The organism is Streptomyces sp. CA-249302 (genome assembly GCF_050936785.1).
Taxonomy (GTDB): Bacteria; Actinomycetota; Actinomycetes; order Streptomycetales; family Streptomycetaceae; genus Streptomyces.
Map to the genome: position 1 here is coordinate 6,474,176 of NZ_JBNJMG010000001.1, position 22,737 is coordinate 6,496,912.

20 protein-coding genes are annotated in these 22,737 nt (G+C 71.5%); 12 read left to right on the forward strand and 8 right to left on the reverse strand.

The window, feature by feature from the left end; translation table 11 throughout:
• Window positions 1–35: 35 nt before the first annotated feature.
• The 4 genes from ACQEWB_RS29275 to ACQEWB_RS29290 all read left to right on the forward strand — a co-directional run bounded on the left by ACQEWB_RS29275 (window position 36) and on the right by ACQEWB_RS29290 (window position 6,132).
• Window positions 36–941 carry an MBL fold metallo-hydrolase gene (locus ACQEWB_RS29275; RefSeq protein ID WP_432836126.1) on the forward strand — a complete coding sequence of 302 codons (906 nt, stop codon included), beginning with the start codon at window positions 36–38 and terminating at the stop codon, window positions 939–941.
• A 49-nt stretch (window positions 942–990) separates the two neighbouring features.
• Window positions 991–2,577 (forward strand): serine/threonine-protein kinase, encoded by a 1,587-nt coding sequence (locus ACQEWB_RS29280; RefSeq protein ID WP_432836128.1) that lies wholly within the window; start codon window positions 991–993, stop codon window positions 2,575–2,577.
• A 136-nt stretch (window positions 2,578–2,713) separates the two neighbouring features.
• Entirely contained in the window at window positions 2,714–4,327 is a 1,614-nt protein-coding gene (locus ACQEWB_RS29285) for a succinic semialdehyde dehydrogenase (RefSeq protein ID WP_432836130.1), read from the forward strand.
• A 29-nt stretch (window positions 4,328–4,356) separates the two neighbouring features.
• Window positions 4,357–6,132: a GMC family oxidoreductase N-terminal domain-containing protein gene (locus ACQEWB_RS29290; RefSeq protein ID WP_432836132.1), complete on the forward strand. Its 1,776-nt coding sequence runs from the start codon at window positions 4,357–4,359 to the stop codon at window positions 6,130–6,132.
• A gap of 98 nt (window positions 6,133–6,230) precedes the next feature.
• Here ACQEWB_RS29290 and ACQEWB_RS29295 read toward each other — a convergent pair whose 3' ends face one another.
• Window positions 6,231–7,283: an LAETG motif-containing sortase-dependent surface protein gene (locus ACQEWB_RS29295; protein WP_432844061.1), complete on the reverse strand. Its 1,053-nt coding sequence runs from the start codon at window positions 7,281–7,283 to the stop codon at window positions 6,231–6,233.
• Between the two features lie 211 nt (window positions 7,284–7,494).
• Here ACQEWB_RS29295 and ACQEWB_RS29300 point away from each other — a divergent pair, with 211 nt between their 5' ends.
• A complete protein-coding gene (locus tag ACQEWB_RS29300; protein WP_432836134.1) occupies window positions 7,495–8,640 on the forward strand; it encodes a hypothetical protein in 1,146 nt (381 codons plus the stop codon).
• A gap of 586 nt (window positions 8,641–9,226) precedes the next feature.
• On the opposite strand, the gene ACQEWB_RS29305 is transcribed toward ACQEWB_RS29300, so the two are convergent.
• Window positions 9,227–9,559 carry a chorismate mutase gene (locus ACQEWB_RS29305; protein WP_432836136.1) on the reverse strand — a complete coding sequence of 111 codons (333 nt, stop codon included), beginning with the start codon at window positions 9,557–9,559 and terminating at the stop codon, window positions 9,227–9,229.
• Between the two features lie 250 nt (window positions 9,560–9,809).
• On the opposite strand from ACQEWB_RS29305, the gene guaA reads away from it, so the two are divergent.
• On the forward strand, window positions 9,810–11,378 hold the full coding sequence (guaA, locus tag ACQEWB_RS29310; protein WP_432836138.1) for a glutamine-hydrolyzing GMP synthase: 1,569 nt from the start codon (window positions 9,810–9,812) through the stop codon (window positions 11,376–11,378).
• A 3-nt stretch (window positions 11,379–11,381) separates the two neighbouring features.
• Here guaA and ACQEWB_RS29315 read toward each other — a convergent pair whose 3' ends face one another.
• Entirely contained in the window at window positions 11,382–11,855 is a 474-nt protein-coding gene (locus tag ACQEWB_RS29315) for a pyridoxamine 5'-phosphate oxidase family protein (protein ID WP_432836140.1), read from the reverse strand.
• A gap of 139 nt (window positions 11,856–11,994) precedes the next feature.
• Between ACQEWB_RS29315 and ACQEWB_RS29320 the strand changes: the two genes are divergently transcribed.
• Complete coding sequence (locus ACQEWB_RS29320; protein WP_432836143.1) at window positions 11,995–12,789, forward strand: class II aldolase/adducin family protein; 795 nt, start codon at window positions 11,995–11,997, stop codon at window positions 12,787–12,789.
• 9 nt (window positions 12,790–12,798) lie between these two features.
• On the opposite strand, the gene ACQEWB_RS29325 is transcribed toward ACQEWB_RS29320, so the two are convergent.
• Complete coding sequence (locus tag ACQEWB_RS29325; RefSeq protein WP_432836145.1) at window positions 12,799–13,680, reverse strand: DUF4429 domain-containing protein; 882 nt, start codon at window positions 13,678–13,680, stop codon at window positions 12,799–12,801.
• 189 nt (window positions 13,681–13,869) lie between these two features.
• Here ACQEWB_RS29325 and ACQEWB_RS29330 point away from each other — a divergent pair, with 189 nt between their 5' ends.
• Window positions 13,870–15,159, forward strand: coding sequence for a hypothetical protein (locus ACQEWB_RS29330; protein WP_432836147.1), 1,290 nt, complete (start codon window positions 13,870–13,872; stop codon window positions 15,157–15,159).
• 118 nt (window positions 15,160–15,277) lie between these two features.
• Entirely contained in the window at window positions 15,278–15,811 is a 534-nt protein-coding gene (locus ACQEWB_RS29335) for a DoxX family protein (protein WP_432836149.1), read from the forward strand.
• Window positions 15,812–15,860: 49 nt separating this feature from the next.
• Here ACQEWB_RS29335 and ACQEWB_RS29340 read toward each other — a convergent pair whose 3' ends face one another.
• Together ACQEWB_RS29340 and ACQEWB_RS29345 are read right to left on the reverse strand one after the other, a co-directional pair.
• Window positions 15,861–16,106, reverse strand: coding sequence for a hypothetical protein (locus tag ACQEWB_RS29340; protein WP_432836151.1), 246 nt, complete (start codon window positions 16,104–16,106; stop codon window positions 15,861–15,863).
• Window positions 16,093–17,613, reverse strand: a complete 1,521-nt coding sequence (locus tag ACQEWB_RS29345; RefSeq protein WP_432836153.1) for a PspC domain-containing protein — start codon at window positions 17,611–17,613, stop codon at window positions 16,093–16,095. The genes ACQEWB_RS29340 and ACQEWB_RS29345 overlap by 14 nt, the downstream gene beginning before the upstream one ends.
• 179 nt (window positions 17,614–17,792) lie before the next feature.
• On the opposite strand from ACQEWB_RS29345, the gene ACQEWB_RS29350 reads away from it, so the two are divergent.
• A complete protein-coding gene (locus ACQEWB_RS29350; RefSeq protein WP_432836155.1) occupies window positions 17,793–19,085 on the forward strand; it encodes an ATP-binding protein in 1,293 nt (430 codons plus the stop codon).
• Window positions 19,082–19,801 (forward strand): LuxR C-terminal-related transcriptional regulator, encoded by a 720-nt coding sequence (locus ACQEWB_RS29355; protein WP_432836157.1) that lies wholly within the window; start codon window positions 19,082–19,084, stop codon window positions 19,799–19,801. Before ACQEWB_RS29350 ends, ACQEWB_RS29355 begins: the two co-directional genes overlap by 4 nt.
• Window positions 19,802–19,896: 95 nt before the next feature.
• On the opposite strand, the gene ACQEWB_RS29360 is transcribed toward ACQEWB_RS29355, so the two are convergent.
• Window positions 19,897–20,970: an NlpC/P60 family protein gene (locus ACQEWB_RS29360; protein WP_432836159.1), complete on the reverse strand. Its 1,074-nt coding sequence runs from the start codon at window positions 20,968–20,970 to the stop codon at window positions 19,897–19,899.
• A 431-nt stretch (window positions 20,971–21,401) separates the two neighbouring features.
• Between ACQEWB_RS29360 and ACQEWB_RS29365 the strand changes: the two genes are divergently transcribed.
• The gene (locus tag ACQEWB_RS29365) at window positions 21,402–21,755 is read left to right on the forward strand and encodes a hypothetical protein (RefSeq protein ID WP_432836161.1); all 354 of its coding nucleotides are present in this window, start codon (window positions 21,402–21,404) and stop codon (window positions 21,753–21,755) included.
• On the opposite strand, the gene ACQEWB_RS29370 is transcribed toward ACQEWB_RS29365, so the two are convergent.
• The gene (locus ACQEWB_RS29370; RefSeq protein WP_432836163.1) at window positions 21,733–22,722 is read right to left on the reverse strand and encodes a tellurite resistance/C4-dicarboxylate transporter family protein; all 990 of its coding nucleotides are present in this window, start codon (window positions 22,720–22,722) and stop codon (window positions 21,733–21,735) included. The genes ACQEWB_RS29365 and ACQEWB_RS29370 overlap by 23 nt on opposite strands.
• Window positions 22,723–22,737 lie beyond the last annotated feature (15 nt).

A 22,737-nucleotide genomic window follows, 5' to 3' on the forward strand; every position in this document is an offset into this window, starting at 1 on the left:
GGAATGCTCACCACTGCGCTTCTAGTGTTCGGAGCATGGCTGATGACAACGCACAGAGCTTCGTGATCGGAGACGTCCAGGTCCTCCGGATCCTCGAGTGGCAGGCGCCCTACGCCCCCGCCCGCGACCTCGTGCCGGGCGTCGGGCCCGAGGTCTGGGAGGGCGGCCGGGAGGCGCTGGTCCCGGACCACTGGGAGCCCGGCGGCGACCGGGCCGTGGTCGCCCTGCAGACCTGGGTGCTGCGCAGCGGCGGACGGACCGTGCTGGTGGACACCGGTGTGGGCCACGGGCGGGAGCGGCCGAGCAATCCGCTCTTCCACCAGCAGCAGGGAGACGGTCTCCTCAACCGCCTGGAGCGGGCCGGCGTCCGCCCCGAGGACGTGGACGTCGTGGTCAACACCCACATCCACGGCGATCACGTCGGCTGGAACACCCATGACGTGAACGGCGGTTGGGCACCCGCCTTCCCCAACGCCACCTACCTCCTCCCGGCCGCCGACGACCACCACTTCGGGCCGGACGGCGGATACGGCGGAGGTGTCCGCCCCGACGACAAGCTGACCTACGAGGACAGCATCGCGCCCGTGCACCGGTCCGGGCAGGCCGTGTTGTGGGACGACGAGCACCGTATCGACGACCACCTCACCCTGGAGTCCGCGCCGGGCCACACTCCCGGCTCCTCGGTCCTTCGCCTCGCCTCCCGAGGCGAACAGGCCGTGTTCGTGGGCGACTTGCTGCACAGCCCGGTCCAGATCCCGCACCCCGAGTGCAGCAGCTGCTTCTGCCTGGACCCGGCGCGGGCGGCCGCCAGTCGTGGCCGGGTCCTGGAACGGGCCGCGGATCAGGGTGAGTTGGTGATCCCGGCGCACTTCGGCGGCTCGGGGGTGGTGGAGGTGCGGCGCGACAGCGGGAAGCTCGCCTTCGCCAACTGGGCGCCGTAGCACCGGCGCCGCGTCGACAAGTCCCCGTTCCGCACGGTACTGATGGGGCATGAGTGCTGGCAGCGAACATACGGGCGAGGGTCGATTGCTCGGCGGGCGCTACCGGCTTACCGAGCGCATCGGCTCGGGCGGGATGGGCACCGTCTGGCAGGCGTACGACGAACTCGTCGGCCGGGACGTCGCCGTCAAGCAGCCGCGGCTCCCCGGCGACCCGGAGGACGAGCACCGCAAGCGGGCCGCCCACCGCCTCCACCGCGAGGCCCGCGCCGCCGCCCGGGTCGACCATCCGGCCGCCGTCTCCATCCACGACGTGGTCGTGGACGAGGACGGACTCCCTTGGATCGTCATGGAGTTGGTCCGCGGCGAGTCCCTGCACGAGATGCTCCGGCGCGGGCCGGTCGACGCCCCGGAGGTCGCCCGCATCGGCCTCGCCGTGCTCGGCGCCCTGCACGCCGCGCACACCGTCGGGATCGTCCACCGCGACGTGAAGCCCGCCAACGTCCTCCTCGGTACCCACGGCCGCGTCGTCCTCACCGACTTCGGCATCGCCCACGTCCAGGGCGAGGAATCCCTCACCGTCAGCGGGGAGTTCGTCGGCTCCCTGGAGTTCGTCGCACCGGAACGGATGTCGGGGCGGAGTGCCGGTCCGGCGTCCGACCTGTGGTCCCTGGGCGTCCTGCTCTACGCGGCCGTAGAAGGAGCTTCCCCCTTCCGGCGTACGACGGTGGAGTCCACCCTTGCGGCCGTCATCGCCGCGGATCCGCCCGAGCCGAAACAGGCCGGTCCGCTCGGGCCGTTGATCGCGCGGCTGCTGGTGAAGGAGCCCGAGCGGCGGCCCGGCGCGGAGGAGTGCGGGGCCGTGCTGGAGGCGGTGGCGGAGGGGTGGCCGGTACCGGACACAGGGGTGACGGAGACCCAGAGTCCTGCCCCGTTAAGGGAGTTGGGGGACGACGTCGGCACGGTCCGGCTGGGTGCGGAGTCCGCACGGCCGGACCCGACCGCGTCCACCGCCCGGCCCGAACGCCCCGCCCTTCGCCGCCGCCCCGCCCTCGTCGCCGCGCTCGGCATCCTCGTCGCCGGTGGAACCTGGCTGGCGGTCTCCCACTTCGGCAACGCCGGCGGCGTCACCGAACACACCGCCACCTACCGCTCGGCTCCCGCGGCCGGCGCGAGCCCCACCGCCGGTGCCTGGATCGCCCACCGGGAGAAGGGCATGCGGGCCGTCCTCTCCCTGCCCGGCCAGTACACGCGGTACCAGAGCCGGGGCGACGGCGAGAACCAGCCCCGCGCCGTGCTCTACACGGGCGGACCCTTCCGGATCCAGTTCACCCAGTGGGACAAGGCGCCGGCCTCGCCCATGGACAAGGCGAGGCAGTCCGCGAAGGGGCTGGCGGAGCCAGGTGAGGCCGGCAGCCAGTTCACCACCACCGGCTTCCACGGCTACGGGGCCGTCCTCGCCGACACCACCTACGGCCCGGACGACACCCGTACCCGCGTCCTTCAGCTGTTCGTCCGCACCGACGACGACCGCCTGTACGAACTGCGCGTGGACATGCCCAAGGGAACGCCGGACGAGAAGACGGGCACGGCACTCTTCAAGGGCGCGCGTGACCGGCTTGTGATCGAGAAGGGCTGAACCGCGCCCGTCGGCCCCGGCCAACGCCCTGATCAGCGCAAACCTTGCCAGTGACCACTGGCGTCGTGTGTGCACTCGGTGAAGCCGCGTTACCGACGGGTACCCAAAGCCTCCGTGCCGGAATACCCTGCGCCTCATGACGGAAGCGCATGCCGAGACCAAGGCCGGCACCAACCCCCTCGCCCCCGCCCCCGAAGGCGCCCGCACCGCCGCCGACGTGGTCACCCCCGAGCTGGTCGCCCAGCTCACCAAGGGCGTGGTCGGCTCCGGGCGCACCGCTAACCACACCCCGTTCACCGGCGAGAAGCTGGCCGACCTGCCCGAGTCCACCCCCGAGGACGTGGCCAAGGCCTTCGACGCGGCCCGCAAGGCGCAGGCCGTCTGGGAGCGGACGCCGGTACGGCAGCGCGCGGCCGTCCTGCTCCGCTTCCACGACCTGATCCTGGAGCGCCAGGCCGAGGTCCTCGACCTGATCCAGCTGGAGACCGGCAAGGCCCGCCTGCACGCCCACGAGGAGGTCCAGGCCGTCGCGGTCGCCGCCCGCCACTACGGCCGCAGGGCCGCCGCCTATCTGCGGCCCAAGCGGCACGCGGGCGCCATGCCGACGCTGACGAAGGTCACCGAGCTGCGCCACCCGCGCGGTGTGGTCGGCCAGATCGCCCCCTGGAACTACCCCCTGGAACTCTCGGTCGGCGACGCCATCCCGGCCTTCGTCGCGGGCAACGCGGTCGTCATGAAGCCCGACACCGAGACCTGCCTGACCGCCCTGTGGGCGCGTGACCTCCTCATCGAGGCAGGCCTGCCCGCCGACGTCTTCCAGGTCGTCCTCGGCGAGGGCCCGGTCGTCGGCCCCGAGGTCGTCAAGCACGCCGACTACGTCTCCTTCACCGGCTCCACCCGCACCGGCCGCGAGGTCGCCCAGGGCGCCGCCGCCCGCCTGGTCGGCGTCTCCCTCGAACTCGGCGGCAAGAACGCCATGCTCGTCCTCGACGACGCAGACCTCGAGAAGGCCGCCGCCGGCGCGGTCCGCGCCTGCTTCTCCTCCGCGGGCCAACTCTGCATCTCCATCGAGCGGTTGTACGTCCACGAGTCGATCGCCGACGCCTTCCTGGAGCGCTTCGCCGCCCGCACCAAGGCGATGCGGCTCGGCACCTCCCTCTCCTACGGCGCCGACATGGGCTCGCTGGTGGGGGAGCGGCAACTGGAGACGGTCACCCGGCACGTCGACGAGGCGGTCGCCAAGGGCGCGAAGGTGATCGCCGGCGGGGTCGCCCGTCCGGACGTCGGCCCGTACTTCTTCGAGCCGACCATCCTCGACGGCGTCACCGAGCCGATGTCCGTCTGCTCCGAGGAGACCTTCGGCCCGGTCGTCTCCATCTACCGCTTCAAGACCGACGACGAGGCCGTCGAGCACGCCAACTCGACGCCGTACGGCCTGAACTCGTCGGTCTGGACGAAGGACGGCAAGCGGGGCCGCGAGGTCGCCTCCCGCGTCCGCGCCGGCACGGTCAACGTCAACGAGGGCTACGCCTCCGCCTACGGCAGCGTCCAGTCCCCGATGGGCGGCATGAAGGACTCCGGCCTCGGCCGCCGCCACGGCTCGGAGGGCATCCTCAAGTACACGGAGGCCCAGACGGTGGCCCAGCAGCGCCTGCTCCCGATGGCGCCCGCGCTGGGGATGGACGACGAGAAGTACGCGGCTTTCATGAGCCGCAGTCTGAGGCTGATGAAGGCGTTCCGGTTCCGGTAGACCACACCCGTTCTCAACGAGGAGAGCAAGTGCCACAGGACACCTACGACTACGACGTCATCGTCGTCGGATCAGGCTTCGGCGGTTCCGTGACCGCCCTGCGCCTCACCGAGAAGGGCTACCGCGTAGGTGTCCTGGAAGCCGGCCGCCGTTTCACCCGTGAGTCCCTCCCCAGGAACTCCTGGGACCTGAAGAACTACCTCTGGGCACCGAAGCTCGGCATGTACGGCATCCAGCGCATCCATCTGCTGGGCAACGTCATGGTCCTGGCCGGCGCGGGCGTCGGCGGCGGCTCGCTCAACTACGCCAACACCCTCTACGTACCGCCGAAGCCGTTCTTCGACGACCCCCAGTGGCGTGACATCACCGACTGGCAGGAGGAGTTGAAGCCGTACTACGACCAGGCCCGACGCATGCTCGGGGTACGGCTCAACCCGACGATGACCCCGTCGGACGTCCACCTCAAGGCGGCCGCCGAGCGGATGGGCGTCGGCGACACCTTCCACATGGCCCCGGTCGGCGTCTTCTTCGGCGACGGCGAGGACGCGGAGGGGACGTCGAAGGCGGCTCCCGGCGGAGAGGTCTCCGACCCGTACTTCGGCGGCGCGGGCCCGGCCCGCAACGCCTGCACCGAGTGCGGCGAATGCATGACCGGCTGCCGGCACGGCGCGAAGAACACCCTCAACGAGAACTACCTCTACCTCGCCGAGAAGGCGGGCGCGGTCGTCCATCCGCTCACCACGGTCGTGTCGGTCGCCGACGACTCGCAGGGCGGGTACGCCGTGGCCACCCTCCCCACCGACGCGAAGAAGAAGGGCGAGGGCCGCACCTTCAAGGCCCGCCGCGTGGTGCTCGCGGCCGGCACCTACGGCACCCAGACCCTGCTGCACCGTATGAAGGCCAACGGCCAACTTCCTTACGTCTCCGACAAGTTGGGCGAGCTGACCCGTACCAACTCGGAGGCCCTGGTCGGCGCCCAGACCGACAACCGCCGCTACCGCAAGGCGACCGGCGAGAAGAAGGTCGACTTCACGCGCGGTGTCGCCATCACGTCCTCGATCCACCCGGACGAGAACACCCACATCGAGCCGGTCCGCTACGGCAAGGGCTCCAACTCGATGGGCAGCCTGTCCATCCTCCAGGTGCCGTACGCGGAGAACTCGTCGAGGGTCCTGGGCTGGCTCACCAACGCCGCCCGCCACCCTCTCCTCGTGCTGCGCTCCCTCTCCAACCGCCGCTGGTCGGAGAAGACCATCATCGGCCTGGTGATGCAGTCGCTGGACAACTCCCTGACGACGTACCTGAAACCGGACGGCGTCGGCAAGGGCCTGCTCACCGCCCGCCAGGGCCACGGCGCGCCCAACCCCAAGCAGATCAAGGCGGCTTCGGAGAGCGCCTCCGTGATCGCCGCCGACATCAACGGCTTCGCGGGCTCCAACGTCGGCGAGCTGATGGGCACCCCGCTCACCGCCCACTTCCTCGGCGGCTGCCCGATCGGCTCCTCGCGCGAGCACGGCGTCATCGACCCGTACCACCGGCTCTACGGCCACCCCGGCATCTCGGTCGTCGACGGCGCCGCCGTCTCGGCCAACCTGGGCGTGAACCCGTCGCTCACCATCACCGCGCAGGCCGAGCGCGCGATGTCGTACTGGCCCAACAAGGGCGAGGCGGACCCGCGTCCGGCGCAGGGAGCGGTGTACGAACGCCTGCGCCCGGTCGAGCCCAAGACCCCGGCGGTCCCGGCGGAGGCCTTCGGCGCGCTCAGGCTGCCGTTCCTGGGGATGCCGACGGTGCCGAAGAAATAACGCTCACGAGGCAGCCGTAGAACGGAAGCAGCCGTAAAAGGGAAGGACCCGCACCCCCCTCCGAGTGCGGGTCCTTCTGTTTCCTGCGGCCGGTCCGGTTACGCGTGCGTCCCGGCCTTGCGCCGCCGCACCACGAACACCGCGCCGCCGCCCAGCGCGACCGCCATACCGCCGGTCAGGGCGATGACGGGCAGCGCGGAGCTGGAGCCGGTCTCGGCGAGGCTGCCGGTGGCGTCGACGTCGCTCACGTCGTCCAGCGGCTTCATGCCGCCGGTCTGCGGCTTGGCGTCGTCCGGGTTCCCGGCGTCGGAGCCGGCCGCCAGGATGTCGAAGAAGTAGATCCAGCCGTTCGGGTCGTCGGCGACCCAGCAGCCCTCGTCGTCCTGGTACTCGGCGAGACCGCCGGTCACACCGAGGGAGTCCGGCACCTTGCCGCTCACGCTCAGCCGCAGCTGGTACGAGACCGACTGGCCGGCACCGAGCGAGAACGCCGGGAAGGTGCCGCCCTCGCCGGCCGCGTCCGCGATGGTCTGCCAGGTCTTGGAGGACTTGTCGAAGATCTGGACCTTGATCTTGCCCGAGTAGTCCTTCTCGTCCTCCCAGCCGATGGCGGCGACGCCGATCAGCGGCTTGATGTCCTTGATCTCCGCATCGCCCTTGTTGGAGACGTTGAAGGAGAACCCGGTCCAGCCGCTGCCGGCGACGATCGTCTCGGGCAGCCCGGAAAGACCGCTCGTCAGGTCGGCGCTGAGCTCGCCGGTGCTGTCGCCGTTGTCGTCCACGCACAGCTCGCCGCCGTCCGCCGGGGCGCTGTCACTGGCGCTCGGCGTCGGGGACGTGGAGGTGCTGCTCTCGTCGGCGGCCGGAGTCTTGTCGTCCGCCGCGGGGGTGCTGTCGTCCGCGGCGGGCGTGCTGTCGTCGGCGGCCGGGGTCGTGTCGTCGGCCGCGGGGGTGGTGTCGTCGGCGGCCGGAGTGGTGTCGTCGGCCGCGGGGGTGGTGTCGTCCGCGGCGGGGGTGGTGTCGTCGGCGGCGGGCGTGCTGGTGGACGTGTCCGGGGTCTCGTCCGCGAACGCGGCCGGCGCGGACAGCAGGGCGAGTGGAGCGAGTACCGCGGTCGCGGCGGCCACACCCATGGCACGGCGAAGCTTCATGAAGACCTCAAGGGAGTCCAGTGTGGAGGGCTCCGCGTGTGGGGCGCGGGTGTGGCCCTTGGTTCGCATGGTTGGATCCGTAACACCTGTGAATGGTTGTGCCGGGCCTAACAGATTTTTTATGTGCGCCGGGTCACGTACGCTCTGCTCCTCGACAGGCGACGCACAGCACAGCCGCTCGACCGACCCCTCGCAGAAAGGCGTCCGCGCCGTGCCCGACAGACCGTCCGAAGAGCCGAGATCGGGTTCCGGCGAGGAGCCCTCCATACCCGACGACGTGTGGGACAAGTTCCTCAAGGACTCCGAGGCGGGGATCGGCTCCGCCCCCAAGGAACCCTCCGCCCGCGCCCGCATGGTCACCGAGCGACTGCGGCAGCAGGACGCGCGCGGCGAGCGGCCGGAGAACTGGCGCGCCGGCCCGCCCCGCACGGAACGGCGCCGCCGCCGGATCTGGCCGGTGCTGGGCATCCTCGTCGCCGCTGCCGTGGCCGTCGTGGCCGTGAAGCCGTCGGTCATTCCCGGCGACCCCTTCGGCACGAAGGACGACAAGAACTCCTCCGCCGCCGGCGCCTCGCCCCTCCCGATGGAGACCGCCGCCCCCACCGCCCCGCCCTCCTCGGCCGACCCCGAAGTGCCCACCCTCGCCCGGCCGTTCGCGGGTTCCCCGGCCGAACGCTGGGCCGACGGCGCGGCCGGCATCGTGCTGCCGAAGGCGACCCCGATCGGCACGCTCTCCAAGGCCCAGGTCGAACAGGCCCTCCAGCAGACCAGGACCCTGCTGGTCGACGCGAACCTCAACTCGGCCACCCTGCGCGGCGAACGCCCCACCACCTCGCTCGGCGTGATCGAGCCCCAGCAGACGGAGTTGCTCACGCGACTGAACACGTCGCTGAGCAAACCGGACGAACAGCACGACCCGCTCTCGATGTTCAGCCGCTTCGACCCGACCGAGATCAAGCTCGTCGGCGACGTCATCAAGACCCGCGGCCGCATCACCTTCAAGGCGGGCGAACAGGCCTCCGTCGCCGTGCACGCCGACTACACCTTCGTCTACCCGGTCGTCCGCGCCGGCGGCTCGAAGGAGGTCACCCGCACCATCGTGCGCCGCGTCCTCGACGTCCAGCTGTCCGACCCGACCCGCTACCAGGTAACCCCCGGCAAGATCACCATCCGCCGCTACGACCGCGACATCGGCAACTCGGCCTGCGACGTCTACGACGGCTTCCTGCACCCCGAGTTCACGACGGACACCCCGACCGGCGCCGCGCCCTCGGGCCCGACCTCGGACCCGTACGACCGCAGCAAGGGCCTCGACGAGGACCGCAGCGAGGGCTGCGGGACGGTGTCCCGGGTCTGACCCGCCCCGGCATCCTCGACATCCGGACGTGGACATCCGGACGTGCGAAGGGCCCCGCGGAACCTGGCCGCGGGGCCCTTCTCCGTCAGCACCGACGTCAGGGCAGCGCCGGTGCCTGGGTAGCGGCGCCGGGGGGTTGCGCCGCTTGTCTCGTGTGCCCTTGTGTGCCCTGGGTCGGCGCCCCGGCGCGCGTGGGGCGCGCGGATGGTCTGTACCTCTGGCGGTGCGGAAGTGCAGTGCAATGCGGTTGTCTGCGGCGGGACTTGGGCTTTGTACGCATCGTGCTGGATGGACGCGGCCTACGCAACCGTTTGACCCAGGGTTGTGCATTTTTGCATTTTCCGCCGGTCGGCCCCGGGCGTCCCCGGAGCCGACCGTTTACTTGGGTGACCGGGCTGCTGTCCCCTGCCGTCCGGTCACGACCCTGGAGCGAGGTCCCACGACGTCCGGCACGACCCGTACGTCTCATCGCTCCAGCAAGCCACGCGTGGTTCTTTCGGGCCCGCCCCTGGCTGGCACGGACACCAGCACCAACGAAGCCGTTCGCGGGGCGGTCACGCGCCGTACGGGTGAGAAGGGCCCGAACTCAGATACGACCGCGGGACAGTTCGAGGAGCGTCAGCGCGAGAGCGGTACCCGGCTTGCCCAGCGCGTCGCTGTAGCGGCCGAGGATCTCGTTCTCACGCGACAGGTTCACGCGCCGGCCGCCGGAGGCGATCCGCGTCTCCTGGACGACCGCGGACACGGCGACCCGTTCCTGGATGAGACCGATGATCCGGTCGTCGATCGCGTCGATGCGCTCGCGGGCGTCGGCGATGGTCTGCTCGGGGGTGGCGGTGGTGGTGGCGGTGGTGGTCATGCGGGGCTCCTCGTCGGTCTTTCTCGAAGGTGCCCCGAATCGACACGGTCCGGAAACCACGAGCGCCCCGGACCTTGTCGGCCCGGGGCGCCTGGGAAGTCGCTTGTCAGTAACTCAAGCAGCACGACCATGGCAGCCGGTGGGCCCGGTGCCATAGGTAAATCGGAAGGTCGAGTGCGTGAGCATGGGAGCAGTATGCCGCGCTGTACGGGAGCGTCCAACCCGGTTCGCATCCTGAGACGGGAAGTGACCGTCCGGGCCCCGTTAGAATCGGTACCACCGACCCCGCCCGACCACCAGAAGGCACCCCGTGTCACAAGCTCCCGCCCCCGACACCGTCCTGGTCGTCGACTTCGGCGCGCAGTACGCCCAGCTCATCGCCCGTCGCGTCCGCGAGGCCCGGGTCTACAGCGAGATCGTGCCGAGCACCATGCCGGTCGCGGAGATGCTCGCCAAGAACCCGGCGGCGATCATCCTCTCCGGCGGCCCCTCGTCCGTGTACGAGGAGGGCGCCCCCCGTATCGACCGCGCCCTCTTCGAGGCCGGCGTCCCCGTCTTCGGCATGTGCTACGGCTTCCAGCTGATGGCCCAGTCCCTCGGCGGCACGGTCGACAACACCGGCGCCCGCGAGTACGGCCGTACCGATCTCCATGTGTCGAGGTCGTCCTCCACCCTCTTCGAGGGCACCCCGGCCGAGCAGCACGTGTGGATGTCGCACGGCGACGCCTGCTCCGCCGCCCCCGAGGGCTTCACCGTCACGGCCTCCACGGACGTCGTCCCGGTCGCCGCCTTCGAGAACGACGAGAAGAAGCTCTACGGCGTCCAGCACCACCCCGAGGTCATGCACTCCACGCACGGCCAGCAGGTCCTGGAGCACTTCCTGTACCGCGGCGCCGGTCTGAAGCCGGACTGGACCACGGGCAACGTGATCGAGGAGCAGGTCGCCGCGATCCGCGAGCAGGTCGGCGACAAGCGCGCCATCTGCGGCCTGTCCGGTGGCGTCGACTCCGCCGTGGCCGCGGCCCTCGTCGCCCGCGCCATCGGTGACCAGCTGACCTGCGTGTACGTCGACCACGGTCTGATGCGCAAGGGCGAGACCCAGCAGGTCGAGAAGGACTTCGTGGCCGCGACCGGCGTCAAGCTGGTCGTCGTCGACGCGGAGGAGCGCTTCCTCACCGCGCTCAAGGGCGTCTCCGACCCCGAGGAGAAGCGGAAGATCATCGGCCGCGAGTTCATCCGCGTCTTCGAACAGGCGCAGGCGGAGATCATCGCGGACGCGGGCCCGGCGGTGGAGTTCCTCGTCCAGGGCACGCTCTACCCGGACGTGGTCGAGTCCGGTGGCGGTACCGGCACGGCGAACATCAAGTCGCACCACAACGTCGGCGGCCTCCCCGAGGACCTCGAGTTCCAGCTGGTCGAGCCGCTCCGCAAGCTGTTCAAGGACGAGGTCCGGATGGTCGGCCAGGAGCTCGGGCTCCCGGAGGAGATCGTCCAGCGCCAGCCCTTCCCCGGCCCCGGCCTCGGCATCCGTATCGTCGGCGAGGTCACCAAGGAGCGGCTCGACCTGCTCCGCGAGGCCGACGCCATCGCCCGCGAGGAGCTGACCGCGGCCGGCCTCGACCGGGACATCTGGCAGTGCCCGGTGGTCCTGCTCGCGGACGTCCGCAGCGTGGGCGTGCAGGGCGACGGACGGACCTACGGCCACCCGATCGTGCTGCGCCCGGTCTCCTCCGAGGACGCCATGACGGCCGACTGGTCGCGACTGCCGTACGAGGTCCTCGCGAAGATCTCGACCCGGATCACCAACGAGGTCAAGGACGTCAACCGGGTCGTCCTCGACGTCACCTCGAAGCCGCCGGGCACCATCGAGTGGGAGTAAGCCCTAGGTGCGCTTGACGACGCGCAAGGGCGCACCGGGCGTCCAGACCTGCACGACGAGATACGTCTCGTCCTCGACGTAGGTCCGCACGACCTCCGTCAGCTCGGTGCGGAAGAGGTGGAACGGCTCCGGCGGTTCCACCTCTTCGCCGTACCGGGCCTTGGTCTCCGCGTCCTCCACCTCGATCGCCCGCCCGCTGATCCGGACGTCCCCGCCGCCCATGCTCTGTCCCTCCCCGGGATTCGCCTGCAGCGCGAACCGCGGATCCCGCCGCAGGTCGAGCGCCTTGAGCGAGTCCGGCATCATGCCGAACCACAGCTCGCCGTTGAGGAAACGGACCTCCAAGCCGGTGGTGCGTGGCGAACCGTCCTTGCGCAGGGTCGCCAGCACGTGATGGGTGAACGCGCCGAAGCGCTCCTCGGCGGTCTTCGCGAGTTCGGGTTCGGCGGCGCTGAAGGCCGCCCAGCTCCATGTCATACGTCGAGTCTCGTGCCGATACCGGACATCTGCTGTCGGGTATCGATCGCGCGCGTCATCTTTACAAAACAGCTCTGTTCTCCTGCGCTGACCGAGGGTAACTTCCGCCTCGTAAAGCCACCCAGTGCTGGAGGGACACATGCACGGGCCGACCCCACCGCTGCCCCTGTCCAACGATCGACTGCGGTTCGCCATGCCGCCGATGCACGAATCGCTGGACGACGAGCGCCGACACCGCAAGGAGCGGCTGGCCGGCGCGCTCCGGCTGTTCGGGCGGCTCGGCTTCGAGGACGGGGTCTCCGGGCACATCACCGCGCGCGACCCCGAGTACTCCGACTGCTTCTGGGTCAACCCGTTCGGCATGCCGTTCAAGCACGTCACCGTGAGCGATCTGGTGCTCGCCAACTCGGACGGCCAGGTGATCGAGGGCCGTTACCACGTCAACCAGGCCGCCTTCACCGTCCACGCCCAGGTGCACGCCGCCCGCCCGGACGTCGTCGCCGTCGCGCACTGCCACTCGGTGCACGGCCGCGCCCTCGCCGCCCTCGGCGACCTCCTGGACCCGATCACCCAGGAGAGCTGCGCCTTCTACGAGGACCACGCCCTCTACGACGCCTACACCGGCGTCGCCGTCGACGCCGAGGAGGGCCGCCGTATCGCGTCCGCGCTCGGCTCCCGCAAGGCGCTCGTCCTGCGCAACCACGGACTGCTGACGGTCGGCGACTCGGTGGACGCGGCCGCCTGGTGGTTCCTGTCCATGGAACGCTCCAGCCAGGTCCAGCTCACCGCCAAGGCCGCCGGCCGCCCCCTCCTCATCGACCACAAACTGGCGGTGGCCACCCGCGAACAGCTCGGCGGCGACCTGGTCGCGTGGATCAACTACCAGCCCCTGTGGCAGGACATCAGCCGCAGCGAGCCCGATCTGCTGAGCTAGCGGCCCCGGCTAGAACCCCCGCAGCACCGCCGCCTTGGTCATCGCGAACTCCTCGTCCGTGAGCACACCTTCCCGGTGCAGCTCGCCCAACTCCCGCAGCCTGCGCAGGAGTACGTCGTGATGGTCGGCCGGCGGCGGCACGGCCCCGGTGGGCCGCGGCCGGTCGGCGAAGTCGCCGCCCCGGGTGGACGGGTGCGGCAGCCGGGCGGTGACCGCGGTGGCGACGAGCGCGGTGAGCAGATCGCGACGGGCGCTGCCCCACAGATCCAGGGCGTACGGGTCCTTCTCCGGCGGCAGTTTGGAGAACGCCGTCTCCCGGGTCACGAAGCGCAGGAACCCGTCCTCGTAACCGGAGTTGGGCAGCCACTCCACCTGCACCAGATCGCCGAGGGCGATGATCCGCGGCCCGGTCGCCCGCTTGACCCGGTCCGAGGTGTCGGCCCAGTCGAGCCGCACCTGGGTGCCGTCGAAGGAGGCGGTGCCGTCGGAGCTGCGCACCGACACCGGCACCGGTGGCCCCGGCAGCAGATACGCCTTGGTCGGCTCCTTGGGGATCTGCTCCAGCATCAGCGCCTGCCGGATCTCCTCGGCGACGTACTCGGCGACCCCCGCCCGGTCCACGTCCACCACGAGCCGGTACGGATCGGCCGGGTCGGGCAGCCGTCCGCCGGTCGCCTGCAGCAGCGGATCGGCGCCCTCGCGCAGCCGCATCCGCAGCCGCCCGCGCTTGCGTTCGGGCTCGAAGACGACGCCGGCGATGGCTTCCAGGGGTACGGCGACCTCTCCGTACGTCTGCCGGAACAGCGGCACGGAGCGGTGCAGGCCCGGCGTGATCCTGACCGTGGTGCCGTCGAAGGCCCAGGTCCCGTCCCGCTGGATGATCTCGGCCATAGGGAAATTCTCGCAGCCGGGTCAACACGGCGGCCCCGGCTTCACCCGCCGTGACCAGACCTGCCGGACGCGGGTGGGGTGGCGTAGGGCACAATTCGCTGTCATCGCGGGGGAGTTGCAAGGCGGCGGCCGACTGTTCGACAGGGGCGCCGGTCCATGGGGTCGTGGTCGCGGGGAAGGCGGACGTCGGTGGCGGTGCAGGAGGCGAGAGGGGGTGCGGACGCGGCTGTGCACGGTGGGGCGCATGCGGGCGGCTGCACCTGCGGGGACTGCCCGCACGGGGCGCGTGAAGGGCATCGGCGGGCGGTCGCCGAATTCCTGCTCATGCGCGACGGGTTCGCGGCCGGACAGGGGCTGCCCGCCGCGGTGGCCCACTCGGCCCAGGCCTCCCGCCAGTGGGTCTCGGAGGAACTCACCCAGTCCGCGGAACTCGTCGCCGAACGCGGCCGCGCCGAGGGCGAGGCCTGGCTGGCCCGCCTGTGGCGCCGTACCGCGATCGCCGTGTGGGCCCTGGTGGTGCTGTTGCTCCTGGTGCAGTCCCTGACGGCGATCGGCGCGGGCTGGACCTCCGCCCGCACGGCCGGCCTGCTGGCAGCCCTGCTGGTGGCCGGCGCCCTGACGGCGGCCTCCTGGTTCCACCGCGCGCGGGGCGGCGCACTCGCCCCGGTGATCGGCGAGGACAACCGCCTCTCGACCTCGAGGGTGGTCGCCGCGTCCTGGGTCCTCTTCGTCGCCTACGCGGTACTGGTCCTCGTCGGCCGCCTGGCAGCCGCCTCCGGCCACGCCGAGCGGGACACGCTGATCTCCGGCCTCGAACTGGCCCGCGGCGCGGGCATGGTGACGGTCCTGGCCGTGGTGTGCGGCATCGCGGTCCTGGTGCGGCGCGTGGTCGGACTGCGGGTCCTCGGGCAGCGGCTCCAGAAGGTACGCGCGCACCGGCCGAGAGCCTCCGACCTGCTCACCGACGACGCAGGCCGCGGCACCTTCGCCGACATCCAGTACGTCGTGATCAGCGCCGTCGCCGTGCTGTTCGCCGCGGTACGGCTGGCCCGCCGCCCCGACCAGCTGCCCGACCTCCCCTGGGGCCTGGCGGTGGTGGTCCTGATCTCGGCCGCGACCTACCTGGCCGGCAAGTACGCCGAGGGCGGCCGCCCGGTGATCCTCTCCGTGGTCCGCGCCCGCGAGGCCGGCGACCTCGACGCCCCGATCCGCACCGGCGACGACATCGAGATCCGCGGCGCGGCCTTCGTCCCGCCCGGCGCCCAGGGCGCCGACCGGCTGTCCCGCATGGTCGTCCGCATCGGCGCGGTCAACGTCCACGTGCCGCTGGTCCCGGTGGCGGGCGGCTTCAGCAACCCGACCGACGCGGTGCTCACCGTGCCCGTACCGGCGGAGGTCGAGCCGGGGCGGGTCGAGGTCCAGGTGGTGACCGCGGCCGGTGTGGAGACAAACCGGTACGCGATCGACGTGACGGACTGAGGGCCGCCACTTCGACAGCGAACCGACAGCAAAACGGCACGAACGCATTGAGCGCACCCTCCCTTTCGTACGTATGGTCTTTTAAGGGGCTCCGCACCGCGGGCGAGAGGCGACAGTGATGACTCACGGCATGCGCACCGACACGTACACCCCCTACGCCGACGGCGGCGACCGGAGCTGGCGCGACACCGCCGGCCGGTACGCCCTCCTACCGCTACGAATCTTTCTGGGCGTCACCTTCATCTACGCCGGCCTGGACAAGCTCACCGACAGCGCCTTCATGAAGTCCTCCGGCGCCGGCTCCGTCGGCGAGACGATGCGCGCGGCCCGCGACTCGGCCGCCATCCCGGCCCTGATCGACCTGGCCCTGAAGAGCCCCACCGGCTTCGGCTACGCCATCGCCTTCGGTGAACTCGCCGTGGGCATCGGCACCTTGATCGGTCTGCTGGCCCGCATGGCGGCGCTCGGCGGCGCGCTGATCTCGTTCAGCCTGTGGATGACCGTCAGCTGGGCCTCCGACCCGTACTACTACGGCAACGACCTCGCCTACCTGATGGCCTGGCTCCCCCTCGTGCTGGCGGGCGCCCCGATGCTCTCCCTGGACTCCGCGCTCCGCGCGCGCCGAAGGCAGCGGGCGGGAGGTTACCGGTAGCTCCTGGTCGGCGGGGGCTACCGGTGACGCGAGGCGGGGCGCGTGACCGTCAGCCCGGTATGTTCGGCTCGGGCGCCGAGCCGTCCCTGCGTGCCGTCAGGGCTCGGCGCCGCCGTATCCCACCGGTGACCGCCCCGACCGCACCGGCGAGGCAGAGCCCGATCACGACAATCGGTATCACCGCGAACCACGGTGTCTCCCACAGCCCGCCCGCGTCACCGGCGTAGACGACGCCCGCGAGGGCGAGGAAGAAACCGGCGACCAGCCTCCCCGGCTGGAACTCATGACGCAGCACGGCTCACCTCCGCCTGTCCGACGCCGACCTGGAGCTCGACCTCGAGCGTGCCGGTGTTCCTGGCGCCGCCGGCCGGCGCCAGCGTCACGTCCTTGTGCTTGCCCGGCTCCACGTCCACGTCCTTCTGCTCGTCGCCCGGCAACTGGATGTCGCCCACCCCCACGTCGATGCTCAGCTTCACGGTCGCGTCCTTCGGCACGATCACCTTCAGCCGGCCCGCCCCGACATCGGCTCCCGTACTCACCGTCTGCCCCTTGCCCAGGTGCACCCGGCTGAGGTCCAGGGTGCCGACCCCGGTCCCGAGGTTGTACATCTCCTGGACCTCCGCGACCGCGGCCGGCTGCCAGGTCGTACGGGTCCAGTGCGTGGTGATGTCCTTGGGCAGGGCGGCCGAGGAGGCGAGCAGGGCCGCCGTGACGACCGCCATGAATATCGACCCCGCTCCAGTCCGCCCCAGGAACGCGCTGACCGCGATGCCCAGCCCGAAGACGATCAGCGCACCCGCCAGACCGGCCTGCAGGCTGGTGCCGAGCGCGTGGTCGTCCCAGGTGGCGGCGGTGCCGAGGCCGCCCGCGAGGAGGGCGAGCAGGAAGACCCAGCCGCCGATCCAACGGGGGCCGCGCGGCCGTGGCACCGGGGTGCGCGGGGCACGGAGGTCGATCTGGTTGGTCCAGGAGTTGCCGTGGCTGATGTTGACCGCCGCGGCGATGTCCCGGTCGCGGGAGTCCCGGGGGCCCCAGAGGTAACCGGTGCCGCCGTAGTGCGTCCCATCCTTGACTATGGGGTCGCGCCACCAGGAGGGGTAGGCGGTGGGGACCGGGGGCGCCTGGGCCTCCGGCGGGGCGTCGGCGGCGGCCTGGGCGGCCAACGGGTCGGGATCGGGGGCGCCGCGCTGCCGCGACCAGTATCCGGCGCCCGCGAGGAGCAGCGAGAGGACGACCGCGAAGGCCAGCACCCCGCCGTTGCTCAGCATGGTCAGGAAGACCCCGCAGCCGACCAGCGCGAACAGCACCGCGGTCAGCGCCTGGCCGTCGACCCGGCCGGTCAGCAGCTTGCGCAGCTCGTTCTGCTCGTCCTCCGCGTACGGCACGAGGAGCCAGGCGAAGCCGTAGAAGATCAGGCCGATGCCGCCGGTCGCGGAGAGCACGACGAGGGTGATCCGGAAGATCACCGGATCCATGTCGCACTGCCGCCCCAGCCCCGAGCAGACCCCGGCAAGCACCTTGTACTGCCGGTCACGACGGAGCCTCCGCGGCTCCGCGACGGCATCCGCCCCGGCGGGACCCCCTTCGGCCGGCCTGCCCTCGCCGGTCGCCGGGCTGCCTTGGCCCGGCTTGCCTGCGTCGGTCGTGGGGTCCGCTTCGGTCGCTCCCGCTCCCCTTTCTCCGCGCGCGTCCGCCTGCCCGCGGGTGCCCGCCTGCGCGTGCACACGTGAGGTCGCGTCGGCCGGGGTGCCGGTGTTCGCCTCGGCTCCCGGGCCCGCAGCGGCGCGCTCGTGATCTGTCATGAGTCCATGGTGACGGGCCGACCGCCGCGACGGGAGTCGGAACGACCCTGGCCGGACCCTGATTTCGCCCCTGAGCCGGCGCCGGGGAAGCGTTCGACGGGCCCTGGCCTCGAAGATCAGGGGAGTCTCGGGGGTCGACCCTGATGCTTGTGTCCGCCGCCCGTGTGAGTATCGGTGGCATGCCGGAAGCCGCCGCAGCGCCCATCGTCGAACCGCGGCCGCCGCGCAAGCTCTACCGCAGCAGCGACGGCCGCTGGCTGGGTGGTGTGGCGCGGGGGCTCGCTGGGCATCTCGGGCTGCCCGTGGTCTGGGTGCGGCTCGTCTTCGTCGGCCTGTTCATGGCGGACGGCCTCGGCGCGCTGCTGTACGCCGCGTTCTGGTTCTTCGTGCCGCTGGGCGTCGGCGGCGTCGGCGGTCAGCGGCCCCCGTCGCTGGTCAGCACCGAGACCTCGCCCGACGGCCGGCGCCGACTGGTCGCCCGCAAGCCGGACAAGGGCCAGATCGTCGCCCTGCTCCTCATGGTCGTGGTGGCCATGGTCTTCGTGGGCAACGTGAATCTGAGCGGCGGCGCCAAGGTCTACCTCTGGCCCGTCGTCCTCGTCGGCGCGGGCGTCGCCCTGGTCTGGCGCCAGGCGGACAACGCACGGCGGGCCCGCTGGGTCGAGGTCGGCCGCCGCAAGCGCACGCTCAGCCTGCTGCGCGCGGCGGGCGGCGTTCTCCTCGTCACCGCCGGCGTCACCGGCGTCTTCGTGCTGCAGGGCTCGGCCGCCCACCTCGGCTCCGTCCTCCAGGCCGCCCTCGCGGTGCTGGTCGGGATAACGCTGCTCGCGGGCCCGTACCTCGTCCGTATGACCCAGGACCTGTCCGAGGAGCGCCTGATGCGCATCCGCGCCCAGGAGCGCGCCGAGGTCGCCGCCCACGTCCACGACTCCGTGCTGCACACCCTGACCCTGATACAGCGCAACGCGGAGAACGCGAACGAGGTGCGCCGCCTCGCCCGCGCCCAGGAGCGCGACCTGCGCACCTGGCTCTACAAACCGGAGGGCACCGGCAAGGACGAGGAGGACGAACCCGCCAACCTCGCCGACGCGGTGCGGCGCAACGCGGCGGAGGTGGAGGACAAGCACGGCGTCCCCATAGAGGTCGTCATAGTCGGCGACTGCGCGATCGACGAGAGAATCGGCGCACAGATGCAGGCCGCGCGCGAGGCGATGGTCAACGCCGCCAAGTACGGTGGCGAGGGCGGCGCGGTGCAGGTCTACGCCGAGGTCGAGGGGAGGACGGTCTTCGTGTCGGTGCGGGACCGGGGCCCCGGCTTCGATCTCGACTCGATACCCGCCGACCGCATGGGCGTCAGAGAATCGATCATCGGCCGCATGGAGCGGCACGGCGGCACGGCGCGGCTGCGCGCGGTGCCGGACGGCGGCACGGAGGTCGAGCTGGAGATGGAGAGGGCGGAGAAGACGTCATGAGCGACCCGACCGAGGCGAACACGGAGCCCGTGGAGCCGACCGGCGGCGGCGCCGAGCGGCACGTGCGCGTGGTCCTCGTCGACGACCACCGCATGTTCCGTACGGGAGTACAGGCCGAGATCGGCCGCACCGAGGAGACCGGCGTCGAGGTCGTCGGCGAGGCGGCCGACGTCGACCAGGCGGTCACCGTCATCACCGCGACCCGCCCCGAGGTGGTCCTCCTGGACGTCCACCTCCCGGGCGGCGGCGGGGTCGAAGTGCTGCGCCGCTGCGCCGCGTTGATGGCCGACGCCGAGCAGCCCGTCCGCTTCCTTGCGCTGTCCGTCTCGGACGCGGCGGAGGATGTGATCGGCGTGATCCGGGGCGGCGCGCGCGGCTACGTCACCAAGACGATCACCGGCACCGACCTCGTCAACTCCATCTTCCGCGTCCAGGAGGGCGACGCCGTCTTCTCGCCCCGTCTGGCCGGCTTCGTCCTGGACGCCTTCGCCTCCACCGACGCCCCACCGGTCGACGAGGACTTGGACCGCCTCACCCAGCGCGAGCGCGAGGTGCTCCGTCTCATCGCGCGCGGCTACGCGTACAAGGAGATCGCCAAGCAGCTCTTCATCTCCGTCAAGACGGTCGAGTCCCATGTCTCGGCGGTCCTGCGGAAGTTGCAGCTGTCGAACCGGCACGAGCTGACACGGTGGGCGACGGCGCGACGGCTGGTCTGAGCGGGGGAGGGTGAGGCGGGGCGACTGGTCCGAGCGGTCGGCGGGGAGGCAGGCTGCGGTCGGTCGATGATCGGGCGCCGGTCCTCGGCGCTCGCTCACACCACCCGCGTGGCCCCCGCGAACGGCATCTCGTCGATGGGCGCGATGCGTACGGGAGCCGACGGGTTCGGGGCGTGGATCATCCGGCCGTTGCCGATGTAGATGCCGACATGACTGATGCCGGAGTAGAAGAACACCAGGTCGCCGGGGGCGAGTTCGGAGCGGGAGACGCGGTGGCCGGCGTCGATCTGGGCGTAGGTCGTGCGGGGGAGGGAGACACCGGCGGAGCGGTAGGCGGCCTGGACGAGGCCCGAGCAGTCGAAGGCGTCGGGGCCGGTGGCGCCCCAGACGTAAGGGCTGCCGAGCTTGGAGTAGGCGTAGGAGACGGCGGCCGCGGCACGGGAGTTGGGCGCCTTGGCCGTCGTACCGGAAGGAGCCTCCAGGCCGACGCGCGAGCCCGAGCCGGACGACCGTGACGCACGGCCTGCCCCGCCGCCGTCCTCTCCCAGCCGGGCGCGCTCCTCGGCCGACAGCTGGGACAGCAGCCGGCGGGCCGCGTCCAGTTTGCCGGTGATCGTCTTCTTCTCGCGCTCCAGCTCTGCCTGCCGGGATTTCAGCGAGGCCAGCTCCACGCGTGCGGCCCCGCGCAGCCGCTCGATCTCCCGCAGCTGTTTGCGGACGCTCGCCACGGCCGCCGCCTGCCGGGTGCTCGCTCGGTCGACGAACTCGGCGCCGTCGAGGTAGTGGTCGGGGTCGTCGGAGAGCGCGAGTTGCAGCGCCGGGTCGATCCCGCCGTCGCGGTACTGCGCCGCGGCTGTCGAACCCAGCGCGTCCCGGGCCGAGTTCAGCTTGTCCGTCTTGCGCGCCGCCTCGTCCCGCAGCCCCGAAAGCTTCTGCTCGGCCGCGTCCGCCTTCTCCTGCGCGCCGTTGTACTTCTCGGTGGCGGCCTCCGCCTCCTGGTACAGCTTGTCCACCTTCGCCTTGACCTGCGCCGGCGTCAGCTGTGGCGCCGCGTCACCGGTCCCGTCGAAGGCCGTCGCGGTCGCCGCGCCCGCGAGGGCGATCGTGAAGGCGGTACGGGCCGTATGGCCGCTGATCGAACGCCGACTGGGCCTGCGGTGCGCTGCCACGTGGACTGCACGTCCTTTCGTACGACCGCCCCGGACACCGGGACGGCTTACGCGTCCGGCGGCGGCCCGCACAGGGGGAGCGGGCCGCCGCCGGACCTTCTCGGCGGTGGTGATCGACTGCCGCCCCTGGCCCGGGCGGCGGTGGGGAGCCGGTCACCTGGTGGAGGACGCTAAACCCGGCTGTGTCGGCTTGGTAACGCACTGTGCGGAAGTGTCCCGCGCGGATCGGCCGATGACCGTAAACGACCGTGATCCCGGACCGGAGCCGACGACTTCACGCAGTGCGCTGACCGATGTGGCGGTTCCTGGACACGTACGAGTGACGGGCTGCTATGAGCCGCATATATGCAAGATCCACTCATGCCGGGCGGGCGGCTCGCGGCGGGGCCGGTGTAGGGCGCACCGAGCGCCCCTGTCTAAGCTCCGGCCTCATGGACGTACTCATCCATCTCTTCGTCGGCCTGCACATCGTCGGCATCGCCTCGCTGCTCGGCGGCTTCCTCACCCAGATGAAGGCGATGGGCCGCGGCGAGGCCCGTTTCGTCCCGGCGATGCTGCACGGCGCGCTGACGATGCTGGTCACCGGCGCGATCCTGGTCGGCCTCAACCAGGCCGACGACCAGCACGTCAACAACATCAAGATCGGCCTGAAGCTGGCCCTGCTGATCGTGATCCTCGGCCTGGTCTACGTGAAGCGGGACGACGAAAAGGTCGACAAGAGCCTGTTCGGGCTGGTGGGCGCGCTGACCACGGCGAACATCTTCATCGCGGTGCTGTGGACCTGACCCCGGCGCGGGCGGCGGCGACGGCCCCCGCGGCGACGGCGAGCCATGCCGCCACCGCGATCCACAGCAGTATCTGACCGGGGCCCTTGAGCCACGGGATGTCGAGGGCGGCGGCGATGGACAGCGTCGCCGTCGCGGTCATCCCCATCGGGAAGACGGTGGCCCAGCGCCGCACGTCGTAGTGCAGCCGGGGCCGCAGTGCCTCGGCGACGAGCAGTACGGCGTACCAGGCCACGTCGAGCACGAGGAGCGTGACGGTGACGGCGCGCAGGACGCCCCGGTCGTCGTCGTTCCACAGGTACAGACGCGAGCTGTCGGCGGCGATGAGCTTGGACCCGGCCAGCGCCGAGATGGCGAGCGCGCCGCCCGCGACCCAGTGGTCGCCGGCGCCTTCGAGGATCTGGCGCGGGTCGAAACGGGCGAGGGCGAAGCCGTAGATCACCAGGCCGAGCCAGAACAGCACGAGCGCGGTGCGCGCGAGCCACCCCACCGCCTGCGCCCCGGCCAGCGCGGCCGCGAGCACGGCGAGCCCCTGTGTGGCCACGCAACACAGGAACACCGCGCCCGGCATGCGCCGCCTCCAGTGTCGTACGACGTCCACGAGCAGCACGGGCCACAGGACGGCCGCCAGCGCCAGCAGGGCCTCGGCGAGCGTCTGCCACCCGAGTGCGGAGAACCGCGTCCCCAGGACGGTGGTCGCCGCGACGGCGGTGAGCGCGGCGGGCGACCCGGCGTCGGCCCGCCACCGCTCCCTGTCCAGCACGAGCCGCGCGACGAAGTCCGCCGCCAGTCCGAGCCAGGCCGCGCAGGCGATCACCAGCGCGACGCGCGACACCACCTCGTACCCGGTCAGATGCAGCCCGATCGACACGATGCCGGTCGCCATCACGGCAGCCCCGGCCGCCGGCGGACGCTCCGCCCACCAGGCACGGAGCGGGGAGGACGTGTCGGCGGAGTGGGCGGCCATGCAGCCGATGCTAAG